Raw genomic sequence first — 17178 nt, forward strand, 5'->3', positions numbered from 1 at the left:
TGACTCTTCCTTCGTATATTTCACAATAAAGCCAATTTTTTGGCAATGTCTTCCAAGGACAACGGCATGCAGAATACTCCGAAAGAATGGAACCTGATCGACGTAATAAAGTATCGGGTCCAGCGTCAAAATAAAAACACCGTCGTTCCGTTAGGCGATGACGCTTTTGTTTTTAAAAACTTCCCTGGTTATTCCGTTATCTGCCAGGACATGATGGTCGAAGACGTGCATTTTAAAACTGACTATTGCAGTGCCTATTCCCTAGGACATAAATCCTTGGCCGTGAACTTAAGTGATATTGCCGCGATGGGGGCCCGGCCCCATTTTATCCAGTGTTCTTTGTCCCTGCCAGCGAAATACACGACAGAATCTTGGCTTGACGATTTTTATAAAGGCATGGTCGCCCTTGCAGATGAACACGGTTGCGAAGTCATTGGAGGTGACCTCACCGCATCCACTGACAAGATTTCAATCGACGTCAGCGTTTATGGTTCCTGTGAACACCCTTTGACTAGAAAAGGTGTGAAGTCAGGTGACCTGCTATTAAGCAGCGGACCCTTAGGGCTTTCGTACACTGGATTTTTGGCTTTAAATAAAAATATTAACGGCTATGAGGAAGCTAAGAAAAAACACACTCAGCCTTTACCGCGACTTGATCTTGTGCAAACAATTTCACAGAACCATCAAAAAATCCATGCCCTGATGGATTGCAGTGATGGCCTTGTTAACGATTCCTTACAGCTTATCCCTGAAAATGGCGGGCTTCATATCTTTGAAGAAAGTCTGCCGGTGCATCAAGAAACTGCTCAATTAGCAATTGATCTTGGGCGATCTGTAACTGAGTTGGTACTTTGGGGTGGCGAAGACTATGAACTTTTGATGGCCATACATCCAGATGATTACAGTTTGTTTCAAGACTGGAAATTAATTGGTCAGTTCACAAACTCGCCCGGAGTTTTTTTAACGGATTCCCACGCGCAAAAGGAAATTAAAGAATTCAAAGGCTGGAAGCATTTCTAGTTTCTCATTTTGAGACTGAAAAATTATCTTCCGTCTTCCAGTTCCCGCTTCAGACTGAGGTCCTTTTCGCCGAAAAGTAGACTATGACAAGTCTAGCACGCTATCACGGTCGCTCACCCCGTTACATCCTCAATACCGAGGACGACAGCCTAGTTCGTGTGGCCGGCCCCAAACAAGTTCCTTGGGAAGAAGGCACTGAAATCAAAAATGTGTCTTTGACTGGTTTAGCGTTCACCGCGCCGGATGATCTTTGCCCGCTATTAGGTGAAGTTATTAAAATTCAATTCACTCCACCCGGTTCCCGTCAGATGGCTTGTTATGGCATCGTAACCCGCTTAGAAAATATCACAGAACAAAGAACCTTAGTGGGTGTGCATTTCTATAAGCTAGAAATGTCACAAAGAATCGTGCTTGCCCAAGGCTTAGCGCGGAAGTTCAAAGAAACCCAAGATCGCAGCGAGATTGATGGTCTTTTAAACCGCACTAAAGAAAGCTTTAGCTTGGCTTCAGCGCCGCAATTGACCTTGATGGCGATCCTAGGCTTCGCTTGGGGCGCAATCATTTGGCACTTACTGCGCTTTGAGTATGTTGGCCTTTACAAAATGTTGTTAAGACTGTTTTCTTAAGTGGTCGTTAATAGGTCCCTTAATCTTTTCCCGACAAACTCTGAAAACTTTTTGACCTTCAATGGAACTTCTTTTTGTTCGGGAGTTACAATGTTTACCGCGGCCTCTACTCCTCTTAAATTTCTATGAATGTGCAATAGTCTTCCCGATTTTATGTGATCAGCGCATAAAAACTCGGGAACATAGGCAATACCTTTTCCCAATAAAGCAAGCTCAACCAGCATAGCTGGGTTGTTGGCGCTGTATGAAAGATTCGGCTTGAACGAAAATTTTTTGCCGTCGCTTCCTTTTAACGTTTCAATTTTTTGCATTGAAGTCATGCCAACAAAAGGCAACTTCTCGATCTGATTCAGATCTTCATAATGTCGGTATCTTTCGATAAAACCAGGGGAGGCAACGATTATACTTTTTACCGTTCCGACTTTTCTTACTCTTAAAGAGCTATCCTTTAGGGTGCCAATTCGAATCGCAACATCTATGGATTCTTTCACCAAGTCGACATATGCTTGGCTTAAAAGCAGCTCAAAACGAACTTGTGGATACAAGCGCGAAAACTCATCCAGAATCGTGGGCAGGTGCTTTACACCCATATCATCAGAAGCGGTGACCTTGATAAGTCCACTGACTTCGGCAGTTCCCTCGCTGACCTCATTAGAAAGACTCTCCAAACCCTCGATCAGATTTTTGGCGCGGTCATAAAAATTCCGGCCCACCTCAGTCAATTGAAATTGTCTCGTAGTTCGGTAGATCAGCTGAGCCCCTAAATCTCTCTCTAATGAGGCCAAACGGCGACTGACCCTAGACTTAGGCTGACGCAGGACCTCAGCGGCTTTGGTAAAGCTTCCCGTCTGGACAAGTCTCACAAAGGTACGAATTTGGTTTAAATCTAATTGTTCCATATATGCAACAGTATATCCCGAATCCGTCACCTACCGCAATAATCAAAATCCTTCGATACTAATCTTGTTCAATTAATGAACCTAAGGAGAAAACATATGACAAAACTTATTCTTTCATCACTTATCACGCTAGCAAGCCTTTCTGCATTTGCAGGTAAAACCATCCCTGCCGGAAGCTATAGCGTTGATGGCGCCCATTCAACAATTGGCTTTGAAATCCCTCACATGGTGATTTCAACAGTTGAAGGTCGTTTCACAAAATTTGATGGCACCATTACAGTGGATCAAAAGCTTGAAAAATCATCAGCTAATTTGAATGTGGATGTTGGCACTATCGATACATCTAACAAAGATCGTGATGATCATTTGAAAAGCCCTGACTTCTTTGACGTTACTAAAAATCCAAAAATGACATTTGTCACAAAAAAGATTTCAGGAACACCGGAAAAACTAAAACTGGTTGGTGATTTGACTTTAAAAGGTAAAACTAAAGAAGTGATTTTGGATGTGAAGTACCTAGGTGACGTTGTAGATCTTTACGGAAACCATAAAGTAGCCTTCAACGCGACTGGAAAAATCAATCGCAAAGATTTCGGCTTAACTTGGGGTAAAATGATCGAAGCGGGTCCTGCAATTGGCGACGAAGTGACTTTGATTTTGAAAATTCAAGCAAACAAACCGCTGGATAAAAAAGGTTAATTGTTATGACTAAAATGCCTGTGTTATTTGTTGGTCACGGTTCCCCGATGAATGCTTTGGATAAAAATCCATTCACGGAAGGACTTCATCAGCTGGCGGGGAAAATTCCTCGCCCACAGGCTATTCTTGCAGTGTCTGCTCACTGGGAAACCACTGGCACGCAAATTCTTTCTGCGGCAAATCCGCAAACCATCCATGATTTTTATGGATTTCCAAAAGCTCTATTTGATATTCGTTATCCCGCGCCGGGCGCACCCGAATTAGCAGCTGAAACTCAGAAGCTAGTTGGTGGTGATGCTATTCTTACGGAAAAATGGGGTTATGATCATGGCACTTGGTCTATTCTTTTGCACATGTACCCTGAAGCCAATATCCCCGTTTACCAGTTAAGCCTTGATGTTAAAAAAGATCCTAAAGCCCACGTGGAAATCGGTCGCAAGCTGCAGGCGTTGCGTGAAAAAGGCGTACTGATTTTGGGAAGCGGCAACATCGTCCACAATTTACGTTTGATAAATTGGAAGGATCAAAAGGCAGTTTACCCTTGGGCAAAGGAATTTGATTTAAAGGTAAAGGCTGCATTAGAAAATCGTGAAGATTATAAACTAATGTACTTAGATGAAAATCAGGAAGCCGACCGTCTTAGTGTTCCTTCAGCTGACCACTATTTACCGCTTTTATATTGTTATGGTGCTTCGACCCCTGAGGACTCGATTTCATATCCTTATGAAGGATATGAACTAGGCAGTCTTTCAATGCGCTCTGTATTGTGGAAATAAAAAAGCTCCTTTGCAGGAGCTTTTTTTTTATTCAAGAGCTTCAGTTCCCACCGCCGCAAAGGCCTGTTTGGTTTTTTCACGAACGACATCGCGCTGTTTGAATTTATCCATCAACAAGTAGGCCACTGGAACTACGAACAACGTCAGTGCTGTTGAAACCACAACCCCGCCGATCAAACAAATCGCCATTGGACGCATTGTTTCTGAGCCAGCTCCCGTTGCTGTCGCTGATGGTATCGCCGCTGCGATAGTCGCAACAGAGGTCATCAAGATAGGGCGAAGGCGAATCGGACACGCTTCGATTAAAGCGTTAATAGCTTCTCTGGTTCCGCGGTCACGTACGGTGTTCGTAAACTCAATCAGTAAGATCGAGTTCTTTTTCACGATCCCCATCAATAATAGTAACCCAATCATCGAGAACATATTTAACGACTGTCCCGTCATTAGCAGCGCAAAGAAAGCCCCACTAAAGCTGAATGGCAATGCCATCAGAATCGTCACTGGATCGATGAACGAGTTAAACTGACTTGCTAGTACCATGTAAGCGATAACTAAACCCATCACCAAAGCAAAGATCAAACTTTGGAAGGATTCTTTAAATGTTTTAGAACTTCCGCCTGGATCGATCATATAACCTGGCTCAAGGATTTCCTTAGCTTTGTTTTCAACATAGGCCATGGCCGCTTGTTGAGAAACGCCGGGTTTCATATTCGCAGTCACCGTGATCGCTCTTTGACGATTCACGCGAGAAATCGCTTGTAAGCTTGAACCCACTTCATCCTTCGTCACTCTTGGTAACGGAATCAGATTTCCACGGCTGTTTCCAACGAACAAAGTTTTGATTTCATTCATCGGATCACCCTGATCAACAAGCTTCACCTTAATATCGTAACGATGTCCGCCTTGTGGGAACTCCCCTACTTTCACGCCCCCGATCAGCGCATTGACGGTTGTACCGATAGAGTTAATGCTAACCCCATGTTGGGCTGCTGAAACCCGATCTGGTTTCACTTGGATTTCTGGCATACCTAAAAGGTAATTGGAATCCACGTCCACCATCAGGCCACTTTTTTCCATTTCCTTCATCATGGTTTCTGTGTATTTCGCGAGCTTATCCCAATCAGAACCTAAGATCGTAAATTCAATCGGATAACCACGACCGCCACCGAAACCTTGTTGGGATAGATCCATCAAGATCGGTCTAACATCCTCGATTTTTGCTAAAGCTTTACGAGCCACTTGCATGAATTCCTGCTGGCTAAGTTCTTTTCCTGATTCAGGATCTTTACCGCGCTCGCCTTTATCTTTCATGGTCACGAACATCATCGTGATGTTGGAATCAGAAACACCGCCACCAAAACCACCGATAGCCGCATAAACTTGTTTAATTTCAGGACGCGATAGGAACCACTGTTCAGCTTTTTTCGTTTGCGCGTCTGTATGGGAAAGCGAAGTTCCCACTGGCAAAACTAAACGCGCTAAGAAAATGCTTTGATCCTGGGCCGGGTTCATTTCTTTATTCAAGAATTTGATAGAGATGAAGGACAACGCTACGAACACCAGCGAGCCAACCAATACTTTCCAAGGATGGGCCAAAGAAAGTTTAAGGTATTTTTCATAGACGAATTTCAAGTTTTCCATGAAGGCTTCAAAACCACGACCTAGTTTTGTTTTACGTTCACCGTGATGCACAAAACCCGCGCAACGCATTGGTGTGATCGTCAAAGACTCAACTAGCGATAAGAAAACCGCTAAAGAAATCGTCACACCGAATTGCATAAAGAACTTACCGATAATACCTTTCATGAAGGCAACTGGTAGGAAGATCGCAATAACTGCAGCGGTGGCTGCCATGGCGGCAAAAGAAATTTCCCTTGCACCTAAGATAGCAGACTCAATTCGTCCCCGGCCGTTTTCGTTATACCGGAAGATATTTTCTAACACCATGATGGCATCATCCACGACGATACCAATCGCCAGCGTCAGACCCAACAGTGTGAACATGTTCAAAGTATATCCAAGGAAGTAAAGACCAATAAACGCACCAAGAAGTGAGGTTGGAATCGACAACAACACATTAAAGGTCGCAGACCAACTTCCTAAGAACATCCAACACACAAGCGATGTAAAAATAACAGCTAAGATCAAATGCTTATTAAGCTCATGCACGGATTGTTCGATGAACTTTGTACTATCAAAGTTCACTTGCACTTTCATGCCCGGAGGAAGTTGCGGTTGAATCTCGTCGATTTTTTCTTTCACTGCCTGCGCCACAGATACGGCGTTTGTGCCACGCTGCTTACGAATACCTAAACCCAGCGCAGGTAGACCGTTAAAGCGCGATAGACGCTCGATCTTATCTAGGCCAAGGCTTGCATCTGCAACTTGAGAAATCTTAACCATGTTCGTTGGGTCCGCGACAGTTTGACCGGCACGACGGCTGATGACGATGGAACGGAACTCATCTTCCGTTTTCGCTTCACCCAAGGTTCTTACGTTGAAAGTCTTTTTTTCGGTTGTGATGTATCCACCAGGAAGTTCTGAGTGTTCGTTTTTAACGGCATCCATAACGTCGTTAACAGATATATTATAGCGCATCAGATCCTTAGGACGAACGTGCACGCGCATCACAGGATCCGTGTAACCACCTAAGAAAATATCACCGACTCCTTCAACCGTTGTGAAACGATCTTTCAAATAATCGCGCGCATAGCGCATCATGAATTCTGGATCGTTCTTTTCATACGTAAGCGCCAGCCACAGAATCGGTTGGTCATCAGGATTTGTTTTAGAAAGAGTTGGCGGATCCACATCGTCTGGAAGCAAACGCTGAACACCAGCGACTTTAGCTTGAACGTCTTGCAAAGCCACATCGATGTTGCGATCCAAATCAAATTCGACCGTGATAGAGGCTGATCCCGTTTTACTATTTGATTTAATCGATTGAATCCCTTCAACCGTCATCAAGGCGCTTTCAATTGGATCGACAACTTGAAGTTCCATGACTTCCGGAGCCGCCCCACTCATTGTGACGCTGACATTCACTGTCGGGAAATCCACGTCTGGCAGCTGGCTTACGCCCATGCGTGAAAATGAAATTAGACCGAAAATCATCAACCCGAACATCAACATCCAAGCAAACACCGGGTTCTTAATTGAAATATCTGAGAGTCTCATCACTACCTCTTTAAACTCCCGCCACTGTAGGCAATCCGTGTAAAATAGTCATTACGATTTTCATTCAACACAATGCTCTCAAACTATTGAAACAATATGGAAAAATCGATTTCATTGTTAGGTCCCCAAATCAGCAACTCGAGGTTGACAGGCCCTGATGTGCGGACTATTCCTGACCCACGAGTTCTATTATTTTTAGGGGTGAAATAATGAAGTGGATATTGATCCCAGCAGCTATTCTGACCTGCTCTTTTAGTTACGCAGCTCCCGCAGTGAGCGAAGTATCTTTACGTCAAAAGGCTTTGGCCGAATCTTCAATTCAAGGCAAAACAGTTCAAACAGCTACCGACGCGCAAGTCGCTGGAATGCTTACTTTGAAAGATCCGCGTCCTGAAATTATCACCCGTCGTTGGAATTATTTCGCAGGCTTTTCTGCACAACAATTTCAACCTGCAGGAACAGCACAGAAAGACGGAGTTGGATCTTTTGATCTAGCGAAAAACGGCGAAACGGTAATGCCAGGTTTTGAGTTTGGCGCCCTAACACCTTATTACGGCATCAAACAATTGAATTGGAAGGCCGGCCTTCGCGCTAAAGCTTCTATTGCTTCTCAAGATACAGATGTGACCTTATCGTCTGGTTTTAAAATCAACGATGCTCGTTTGAACACCAGTCTTTTAAGCCTAGGGCCTTTGCTTCAATTGCAGTGGGCACGACTTTCATGGTTGGCTTTCACTTTCTCTCCTCAATTCGGAACTTTGAACTACACCCAAGCAAGCGCCAATGATTATGCGACATTCTCTAAGATTGCGGGTTATGAATCGATGGCCTACGGTTTAGATTTCACTGTCGGTAAAAACTGGTCCCTGTTCACCGAATGGTCCCAAAGACAACTCAAAGACAACTCTGACATCGCACTTCAAAAAGACAACTTTGAACTAGGAACTAAAATCACATGGTAAAAATATTCTTAGCCCTCATTACATCATGCACATTCATCACGGCGTGGGCGCAAACACCTAAGAAAATCACCTTGTCACAAAAAACTGTGGCAGAGCTGGTTTTAAAACAAGGCCCAAAAGCTTTGGAGGTGAACTTAAGATACCAACAATTCCGCTTAACACCGGCACTGACTTTATCAGCCTATGACTGGAAATTAGGGGTCGAGACTGGTTTTGAATACGATAAATCAGCGGGCCTTCTTTCATCTACAAGCAGCAACACTGCAAAGTATGAACGACTTAGAACAACAGCGACTTTACAAAAGCCCTTTACGACAGGAACTTTGTTAGGATTAGAACTAAGTCGTCTATCGCAAAAAGTTGATTTTGATACCATTCCCACAAGTCCTCCGCCATCTGAACAAACTTTGGATGTGGCGGGCTTAACTTTAGAACAAGCTCTTCTTGGCAACTCTTTTGGTGTTGCTGATCGCGGGATCGTGAATGCTGCAGAGCTTACTTATGAAGCTAACAAGATCGCTAGAGCCAACGAACTTGAAGACGTTGTATTAGAATCTATCCGTCAGTTCTGGAACACATACGTAGCCCAAGAAAATTTCAGAGAAGCTGTTGCTTCCCGTGATCGCTATAAAAAGTTGGTTGATGCGGTGAAAAGAAAAACGGGTCTTGGTTATTCAAACCCCGGGGACCTTCCGCAGGTTCAAGCTGAAATGGAATCCCGCGAACAAAGAGTAAAGTCTTTTTCTGTCGCTTATCTAAAAAACAGCGAAAATCTTTTAACGTTGTTAGCTTTAGATCCAACGACGGAAGTCACGTTTGAAATCCCTCAAGACATCCCCGCGGTACCAAAGTTAGTACAAAAGAAAATCGAAGACTTGCGCAGCATTCGTTCGCAAAAACTAAGAGTTGAAGCAGCTGAAGAAAATCTTGATGCTTATGAATCATTGGCTTACCCAACATTGAATTTTGTGGGTCGCGTGTATACTTCTGGTTCGGATGAATCTTCAGAAGGTTCTTATTCAGAGTTAGCTTCAGGCACCCGCCCGAAATACTATGTGGGACTGAAGTTCCAATACAACTTTGGTTCTGACATTCAAAATGAACAGATCATCAATAAAAAGCTAACGAAGGATTTAGAAGCAACTCGTTTGCAACGTCAAATCCAGGAAGCTACAGATATCGAAGGCCAGTCTGAACGCCAAGTTCAAACCAACTATGCCATCGCTGTCAGCGCAAAGAAACAAAGGGAATTCCGCGAAAAGGCGTCGCAGGAGCTAAACCGCTCTTACAACCAAGGCCGTACGGACATTTCTATTCTGATTACTGCAATGAATAATTTTTTCGACTCTGAAGTTCAATACTATCGCGCACTGGGTGATTACGCCATCGCCCTTAACGAATGGGCCGCAGTCAGAGACGAATTGATCCCAGATGATATTCCATCTGCGGATGCTAAATAAGAGGGGTTTAAGATGTTAAAAAAATTAATTCTAATCTTAGGTGTACTTAGCCTTACCGCTTGTGCCTTTGACCAGGACACTAGCAAAAGTGATGCAAAAGAAGCTGAAGAGCGCGCCCGCCTATTAAGCAAGTACAACTCTGTTGTCGGTACGTACGCCGGTAAACTTTCAACTGGAAATTCTGAAAAAGACATCGAACTAACTTTGTTCACGTTAGAAGAAGTGGATAGCCAAAATCAAAATGGCGAAGATACAAACCGCGTGGTTTTGCGCGCGAACTATAAAGCCATCAACCCAGCGAGTGCGGGCTTAAATTTACGCGTCCGTTATATCCCTGAAACTTCCGAGTTGATTTTCACCAATGAAAATAAAACTCCAGGCCCTGATGATGTCCACACAATCAATGCGAAAATCGCCGGTAACACAATCGAAGGCCAAGTGAAATCATTGTCAGGTCTTGTTGGGGTTTTGAAAGTCAGCCTGCAATCAGCAGAGCGCCAAAAACCTGGCAGCGACAATCAAGAACACGAATATTATGAAAGACTTCGCGAACAGTATGAGGCGATTGCTGGTACTTACACTGGCGCTAACATCAAAGGTGGCAAAGCAACTTTTACTTTCACCATCACTTTGCAAGTTGTGAAAGAAGGAAAGGTACCTAAGTTGATCGGTCGATTTGATCGCGCTGATGATCCAGCTGGGTCTGTGTCGTTATATCTAAAAGTAAATTATCAAACTGATTTGAATCCACCAGTATTAACTATCACTGGAACTTCGATTCAACACAGTTCAGATTACCTTGCCACATTCGACGGAACTTTAGTGAATGGCGAATACAAAGGCTCTTGGCAAAACAACAAACAGGGTTTTCAAGGCGACTTCACTCTTAAAAAAGTGCAGTAGGATTAATCAAGGCTGATCAAAAGTGGTCAAGCGCAAGGCGGAGGGGTTGACGACACCCCCCCGACAACGCAGTCGCTTGGCCGCTTTTCATCAGCCGCCACTGGATTTCTTTTCTAATTCTTCCCAGCGCTTATAATTCTTGTCAATTTTCTCTTGGGTTTCAGAAATCTGCTTATACAGTTCTTGAACCTTCGATGCCTGACTTACAATTTCAGGCTTAGCGGATTCGGCCTGCAACTCTTCAAGTTTCTTTTCTAATTCCTGAATAGTCGCTTCCATGTTTTCTAACTCAAACTTTTCTTTAAAGGACAACTTCACTGGTTTACCGCTAGCTTTCGCTGCTTCTTTTTTCGCGGTATTTTTAAGCTCTATAGCTTCCAGTTCCTTTTGTTCTTCAAACCATTCTTCCCACTGCAAGTACCCGGCGAAGTTTTCTAAAGACGTTGTACCATCAGGTCTTTTATGGAAGGCCATGATTTGCGACGCCACTTGATCCATAAAATAACGATCATGGGTTACTAGAATCACGGCACCGTTAAACTCTTTTAAAGACTCTTCAAGCACAGTCAGTGTCGCCACATCAAGATCGTTCGTAGGCTCATCCAGAATCAGAACTTGGGCTTCATTTAACATCAACTGGGCCAAACGCAATCTGCTTTGTTCACCACCAGAAAGCTTTTCTACTGGCAGATCCATTTGCTGGCGATTGAATTGAAAACGCTCTAGATAGCTGCGGGCAAATACGTATTGTCCTTGATAGTGAACGTAATCACCTTCAGGGCAGATGTTTTTTAGGACCGATTCTTTAGGTCTTAAAGTCTCTCGATTCTGTTCAAAGTAAGCGACCTTAAGTTTATCAGCCCGAGCGACACGACCCGTGTCAGGCTGTTCTTCACCTAACATGATACGAATCAATGTGGACTTACCAGAACCGTTATCACCCAATAAAGCTAAGCGCGTTTTTGGATTTACAAGGTAAGTGAAATCTTTAAATAGCACGCGGCCATTGTAAGCTTTAGTGACATGATCTAGTTCAATCAGTTTTTGCGGATTGCGATCAGCATCTTTAAATTCAATTTTAGCGACACGAGCTGCATTCTTTTGTGTTAACTCTTGCACGTCATCTTTAAGTGAACCAGCACGTTCGATACGGGCCTTTTGCTTTGTTTGACGGGCTTTAGCTCCCCGACGTAACCATTCAGTTTCACGGCGAAGGGTGTTCTTTAAAACAACTTCGCGTTGCTCTTGTGCTGCCATCTGTTGGTCTTTAGCTTCAAGATATTCTAAATATCCGCCCTTAACTGAAAGAAGGTAGTTGGGATTTTTAGGATCAAGATCAAAAATTTTATTGGTCGCTCTTTGTAAGAACAAGCGATCATGGGTGATGATCAAAGTTGCAAACGAAGCTTGCGCTAAAAATTCCTCAAGCCAAAGAATACTTGAAACGTCCAAGTGATTCGTCGGCTCATCCAGCATGAGTAGTTCAGGTTCTAGAACCAACTCGCGGGCTAAAGCGACGCGCTTTCTCCAACCACCGGAAAGATCTTTAACTAAAAAGCTTTCACCGAATTGAGTTAGTTCTAAGCGCGCCATCCATTCATAGGCGTTGGCGATAGCTTCGTGCGGATCGTGGGCTTTGCTAAGAACCGCATCAAGAATAGTTTCGTTATCTTTGAAAACGGGAGTTTGCTCTAAGAAACCAAGGCGCAAACCTTTTTTCGCGGTGACATCACCAGCGTCTGCTTCCATTTGACCGGCAAGAATTCTTAATAACGTGGATTTACCGGCACCGTTAGGGCCGACTAATCCCACACGCTCGCCGTCTTCAATGCCTAAACTGACATTGCGAAACAGGGTTTTACCGGCGAAAGCTTTTTCTAATTTATAGGTACTAATAAGAAGCATATGCCGACAAACTAGTTTGTTTTAGCAATATCGGCTAGGATTTTCTGAATAGGAGTGATGAATTCACCCCGGCAGCTTTCAATCTGGCAGTGTTTTATGCGCGCAGGTCCAGAACCTTCGGAATTTTCCTCAAAATCGGTTTCGCCGCTGGACACAATACCGACCAACTCATGGGTTTCAGCAGAAAATACCGGAGAACCTGAATTTCCAGTAAATAGATCTAAATCAGAACGGTAAAGTCCTTCAGAAATTTCTACGATTTGGCCTTCAGATTTCTTTTTATAAGCACCCAATGGATAACCTAAACTATAAACTGCGGATTTTTCTGAAAGCATTTTTTCACTTAAAGTTGCGGGCTTGATGGCCACCTTTTCAGTCAAAGTAACCAAGGCATAATCCAAGCCTTCTTCATCCAGGCTGTTTTTAATGATCTCAATTTTCTTACACTCAACCCCGTGAATGTCTTTGCCAGTTAGGTCATAATTGAAAGCAGCCACGAACTCTTCGCACTTCGTTTCAGCAAAACAATGACCTGCAGTTAAAAACTGGTTTTCAGAAATCAACACGCCCGAGCAAAAAGCACTGATCGGTTGATCTTTCCACGAAAGATCTTCAGAGATAAAATCTGAAACCCGGTAGCCTTCTTGTTTGTTTTTAAGAGATAGAAAGTCTTCTTTTTTGATAAGAGCCAGGCTGACAGAATTGTTGGGCTCAGATTTCTTAACTTCGGAGATCGAATTATCACCGTAAATCACACCGGCCGTAGCCGTTTCATTCTTAGCAAAAAAGTCCGATGTGGTTGCGGCTCCTCCGCAACCTGCCATCAGACTTGAGATTAAAGCTAGAACGATTATTTTATTCATTAGTGTCCGTGAGTATCATTTTCTTCATCATGGGCGCCGGCCAAATGACCATCGTTCCATTTTTCTTCGATGTTCTCAGAAGAAATTTTCTCTTTATCTGTACCAAGACCTTCTACTTTGAAAGTCGCTGTTTGAACTTCTTTACCTAAGCGATCTTCAACCGCAATACGAACCTTAGTATCTTCACCGTAGGCACCCATTTTACGGATGTTCTCTAGGGTGATTTCACCTTTGATTTCGGTGTTCTTGCCATTCACCGTAATGATTTGCTTCAAGCCTGGTCTTTGCGCATCCGCGCCTTTTAATTCAAAATTCATTTTCTGATCGTCCGCTTTCATTGCAATCGCCAGATCCCAGTGACGGTCAATCTTCATAGATTTTGGCGCAGGCATTTTATCGAAAGCACCCGCTTGGTAAGCTGCGATTTCCTTAGCTGATTTTGATTCAACAAAGTTCATAAGTGACGTGTATGTCCCGCAACGAACTTCTGGCTTAGAGCACACTTCGTTAGCGAACTCGTAGAACACTTCCATATAAGCGCCGCTCATCCAATTAGAAAAGTGGTGACCGATATGAACAGGGGCACGATTGCCGTAATAGTTACGAGCAAAGTACGTACGGTATAAGTTCAACATGTTCTTTTTAACTTGCGCCTTTTGTTCTGCAGTCACAGTTTTATAGCAGTCAATACCTGGTTTGTTAGCACCCAAGCGATCTGTTGCTGGATTTGCTTTACGCAAGCTTGCTGTATCACGAACACAGAAGTTGTAATCCATTGACACCCAAGTTCTAGCACCATTTGGTTCTTTGATCTGCGCTAAAGGGAAATCCCAAGTTCCAAATTTATTTCTTGTCGGCCAGTAGTTTTCATTGTTTTTCAAAGAAGTATCATAGCGAATACCAAACTTCGGAAGAACCGGCCACATGCCTTTGCTGAAACCTAAAAGCGGAGCACGGAAGCCATAAATCTCGTTACGGAAAAGAAGACCGCGGTTTTGTTTGCTTGTTGGTCTTAGGCCGTTAAATTTAAATACGTTATCCAAGATAGTATAGAATTCTGTGAATTCAGCAGTCCACGCTTCTTCGCTCCACACGGATCCATCAAAGTGTCCTACGGCGTGGGAACCGATTTCATGGCCTTCAAGGTAAGCATCGTTCATTTGATCAACGCGCTCTGAAACGTCTTCTTTGCTATCACCAAAACCAATCGCTGAACCTTTATATGGAGCTGGTGCGCGATAGAATCTGCGGGAATCAGCGGCACCTGTAGTATCTTTATATAAAAGATAAACTGGATTGATGAAATAGGTGAATTTTACGTCAGCATTTCTATTTTGCTGTTGGTCCTTAGAAAAATCACGGGAGTATTGCCACACTGAATTTGTGTAAGAGCCATCAAAGGCAAACAACACATATTGAGGCGGTCTTTCTACTTTCTTAGTTTGAGCCCCAGCAATGGCAGGACTTACCATAGATAAAGCCACAAGATACTTTGTAAAAGAAGATACCTTAAACATTTGCTACTCCCTGTATGACATTTAGGGGGTGCAAGCCTTATTCCCCGGTCAAATCAAAGGGAAGGCCTATGTTGGTGCCTAAACTTTAGACACTACGGTTTTTGGGCACTTACTGGTGGGATCCTAAAGATAGCTCTTTGTGGCGATTTTCTAACATGCCTAGATAGGTTTCACGGTCCACGTATTTACCCCCAAGGCTTTCCACCACAGGAGTGACCATTTGCACGTCCATCCATTTATGGCCCTGGCTTTTCAGGTAATCAGCGAGATACCACAGCGCCAACTTAGAGGCATTGGGCTTTTTATAGAACATGCTTTCACCACTAAAAACACCCTGAACTAAAACGCCGTAAATACCGCCAATGATGACGTTGTTTTCGCGAACTTCGACACTTAAACAGTAACCCGCATTGAAAAAGTCCATGTACGAACGGACCATCGCCGGAGTAATCCACGTGCCGTCTTGCCCGGGACGAGGTTGCTTAGCGCACTCTTCAATCACCTGACGAAAATCTTTATTCACTGTGAACTGAATTTGCGGATTTTTTCTTAAGTGTCTTTGAAGGCTCGCTGGCACATGCAAATCTTTAAACTCTAAAACTCCCCTTTTATCGGGGGAAAACCACAGCATCGGTAAATTCGGTTGAGGCCACGGAAAAATTCCCATGCTGTAAGCCGTATACAAAGTCCCGACATCAAGCTTTCCGCCGACAGCTAAAATTCCTTCAGCTAAAGTTTCTCGGGGATCAGGGAAGGCAACGGAAGAGTGTAACTTCATTTACTGCCCCGCCGAAAGACAGTAATCACATTTTCCACAAGGGGTTTCGTGATTGTGACCGAAATAATGATAGATGCGATTTAATCTGCATTCCGCGTCTTGCGTGCACCACTGAACCATTTTTAAAAGTTTGGTATTCTGTGCCTTTAAAATTTCCGCACCGTTTTCGGCTTTAAATTGCTCGTCGGTGGGTTCATGCACGCAGGCAAATGGGAATGGATCGTCCGACTTTTCAAGACAGCCCCAGCGTTCTAAAATACTGACGGCTGCTTCCACGCGGAAGTCCCGACGGTTTTTAAAATTCATTTGTTCACGAAGAAAATCAAAACCATCTTGGTCGACTTGCATGCGTTTTTCTTCGATCAGCTGATAAACTTTGCGAATGAATTCAGGCTCTGGATGGGACCATTTTAAAAATTCCATTTGAATGGTCACATCGTCTTGATCGTAAAACAAATGACAGAAAGATTCTTTGCCATCGCGCCCCGCCCTGCCGACTTCTTGGAAGTAAGACTCAATGGCGTTGGGCATTTCTGTATGAACTAAAAGTCGCACATTGTTTTTATCGATTCCCAATCCAAAGGCAGGGGTCGCAATCATCAATGGCGCTTCGTCAGAGATAAATTTCTTTTGATTGCGCTTACGATCCTGCGGCGACAAATCCCCATGGTATACCAAGTGTTCCACACCCATGCGATGTAAGGATGACGAGATTTTTTTAAGTGTTTGAATCAACGAACAGTAAATAATCGCAGTGCCGGGATGTTGATGCCGAAGTCCTACGATGGCGCGGATTTTTTCATCCAATCCGTAAACATCGTGCACTGAAAGACCTAAGTTAGGTCGCTCAATACCGGCAGAGATAATTTCAGCCTCTGCCATTTTCAAATTTTGAAGAATATCTTTTTGCACTTCAGGCGTAGCTGTGGCCGTTAACGCTAAGGTCGGCGGGTTTCCTAAGATCGCGCGGAATTCACCTAGGCGAGAGTAGTCGGGCCTAAAATCATGCCCCCACTGGGAAATGCAGTGGGCCTCATCCACAGCTAAAAGCTGAATCAGACGGTCTTTGATGGCTGATAAAAACTCAGGTTTTCGAAAACGTTCTGGGGTTACATACAAAAGCTTGTACTCCCCTTTTGCCAGGCGGCTTTGGCGCAGCTCCCGTTCGTCCCGGGTCAGGGTCGAACTTAGAAAAGTCGCTGAAATCCCCAATTCCTGGGCCTTGAAAACCTGATCTTGCATAAGCGCGATCAGTGGAGAAATCACAACAACTAAGCCGTCGCGGATCTTTGCTGGAAATTGAAAGCACAGACTTTTACCCATCCCCGTCGGCATTAATGCGAGAAGGTCTTCGTTTGCCCAAACTTTACGCAGAATAGCTTCCTGTTCCCCGCGAAAGCCTGGGAAAGGAAAGTTTTGTTCTAAAAGCTGCTTTAAATCGACCATGGGGATTAGGATAGATGGCTCGAACTTCCAGTTCAAAATAAATCCGAGTTAAATTTCGAGCCCGACTAAAAGACCGCGTCTCAAAATTCCCCTCTGAAAAAAATAAATGTAGCGCTGCGTCGACCGGGTGCCCTAGAATCTTCTTTT

Annotated in this window: 14 protein-coding genes; 7 read left to right on the plus strand and 7 right to left on the minus strand. The window is 43.9% G+C overall.

Going from position 1 to position 17178, the window contains the following annotated elements; genetic code table 11:
* The first annotated feature begins 66 nt into the window (after nt 1–66).
* Together thiL and MNR06_RS07675 are read left to right on the plus strand one after the other, a co-directional pair.
* Nucleotides 67–1020 (plus strand): thiamine-phosphate kinase, encoded by a 954-nt coding sequence (thiL, locus tag MNR06_RS07670; RefSeq protein WP_243540648.1) that lies wholly within the window; start codon nt 67–69, stop codon nt 1018–1020.
* A gap of 83 nt (nt 1021–1103) precedes the next feature.
* Nucleotides 1104–1646, plus strand: coding sequence for a PilZ domain-containing protein (locus tag MNR06_RS07675; protein WP_243540649.1), 543 nt, complete (start codon nt 1104–1106; stop codon nt 1644–1646).
* Here MNR06_RS07675 and MNR06_RS07680 read toward each other — a convergent pair.
* On the minus strand, nt 1643–2545 hold the full coding sequence (locus tag MNR06_RS07680; RefSeq protein ID WP_243540650.1) for a LysR family transcriptional regulator: 903 nt from the start codon (nt 2543–2545) through the stop codon (nt 1643–1645). The genes MNR06_RS07675 and MNR06_RS07680 overlap by 4 nt on opposite strands.
* A gap of 96 nt (nt 2546–2641) precedes the next feature.
* Here MNR06_RS07680 and MNR06_RS07685 point away from each other — a divergent pair, with 96 nt between their 5' ends.
* Nucleotides 2642–3244 (plus strand): YceI family protein, encoded by a 603-nt coding sequence (locus MNR06_RS07685; RefSeq protein WP_243540651.1) that lies wholly within the window; start codon nt 2642–2644, stop codon nt 3242–3244.
* Nucleotides 3244–4020: a 4,5-DOPA-extradiol-dioxygenase gene (gene ygiD, locus MNR06_RS07690; RefSeq protein WP_407933212.1), complete on the plus strand. Its 777-nt coding sequence runs from the start codon at nt 3244–3246 to the stop codon at nt 4018–4020. The genes MNR06_RS07685 and ygiD overlap by 1 nt, the downstream gene beginning before the upstream one ends.
* Nucleotides 4021–4047: 27 nt before the next feature.
* Here ygiD and MNR06_RS07695 read toward each other — a convergent pair whose 3' ends face one another.
* Nucleotides 4048–7197, minus strand: coding sequence for an efflux RND transporter permease subunit (locus tag MNR06_RS07695; RefSeq protein WP_243540653.1), 3150 nt, complete (start codon nt 7195–7197; stop codon nt 4048–4050).
* 209 nt (nt 7198–7406) lie between these two features.
* Between MNR06_RS07695 and MNR06_RS07700 the strand changes: the two genes are divergently transcribed.
* From MNR06_RS07700 to MNR06_RS07710, 3 genes are read left to right on the plus strand one after another with little or no spacing between them, the layout of a single operon-like run.
* The gene (locus tag MNR06_RS07700; RefSeq protein WP_243540654.1) at nt 7407–8159 is read left to right on the plus strand and encodes a hypothetical protein; all 753 of its coding nucleotides are present in this window, start codon (nt 7407–7409) and stop codon (nt 8157–8159) included.
* The gene (locus MNR06_RS07705) at nt 8153–9619 is read left to right on the plus strand and encodes a TolC family protein (RefSeq protein WP_243540655.1); all 1467 of its coding nucleotides are present in this window, start codon (nt 8153–8155) and stop codon (nt 9617–9619) included. The genes MNR06_RS07700 and MNR06_RS07705 overlap by 7 nt, the downstream gene beginning before the upstream one ends.
* 12 nt (nt 9620–9631) lie before the next feature.
* On the plus strand, nt 9632–10522 hold the full coding sequence (locus tag MNR06_RS07710) for a hypothetical protein (RefSeq protein WP_243540656.1): 891 nt from the start codon (nt 9632–9634) through the stop codon (nt 10520–10522).
* 90 nt (nt 10523–10612) lie between these two features.
* On the opposite strand, the gene MNR06_RS07715 is transcribed toward MNR06_RS07710, so the two are convergent.
* From MNR06_RS07715 to MNR06_RS07735, 5 genes are all read right to left on the minus strand, one after another.
* On the minus strand, nt 10613–12427 hold the full coding sequence (locus tag MNR06_RS07715; protein WP_243540657.1) for an ABC-F family ATP-binding cassette domain-containing protein: 1815 nt from the start codon (nt 12425–12427) through the stop codon (nt 10613–10615).
* An 11-nt stretch (nt 12428–12438) separates the two neighbouring features.
* Nucleotides 12439–13290, minus strand: coding sequence for a trypsin-like serine peptidase (locus MNR06_RS07720; RefSeq protein WP_243540658.1), 852 nt, complete (start codon nt 13288–13290; stop codon nt 12439–12441).
* Nucleotides 13290–14807 (minus strand): polysaccharide deacetylase family protein, encoded by a 1518-nt coding sequence (locus MNR06_RS07725; RefSeq protein ID WP_243540659.1) that lies wholly within the window; start codon nt 14805–14807, stop codon nt 13290–13292. The genes MNR06_RS07720 and MNR06_RS07725 overlap by 1 nt, the downstream gene beginning before the upstream one ends.
* Nucleotides 14808–14916: 109 nt before the next feature.
* Nucleotides 14917–15585: a leucyl/phenylalanyl-tRNA--protein transferase gene (gene aat / locus MNR06_RS07730; RefSeq protein ID WP_243540660.1), complete on the minus strand. Its 669-nt coding sequence runs from the start codon at nt 15583–15585 to the stop codon at nt 14917–14919.
* The gene (locus tag MNR06_RS07735) at nt 15586–17067 is read right to left on the minus strand and encodes a RecQ family ATP-dependent DNA helicase (RefSeq protein WP_243540661.1); all 1482 of its coding nucleotides are present in this window, start codon (nt 17065–17067) and stop codon (nt 15586–15588) included.
* Between the last annotated feature and the right edge of the window lie 111 nt (nt 17068–17178).

Origin of the sequence: Bdellovibrio reynosensis (assembly GCF_022814725.1) — a bacterium.
Lineage (GTDB): Bacteria > Bdellovibrionota > Bdellovibrionia > Bdellovibrionales > Bdellovibrionaceae > Bdellovibrio > Bdellovibrio reynosensis.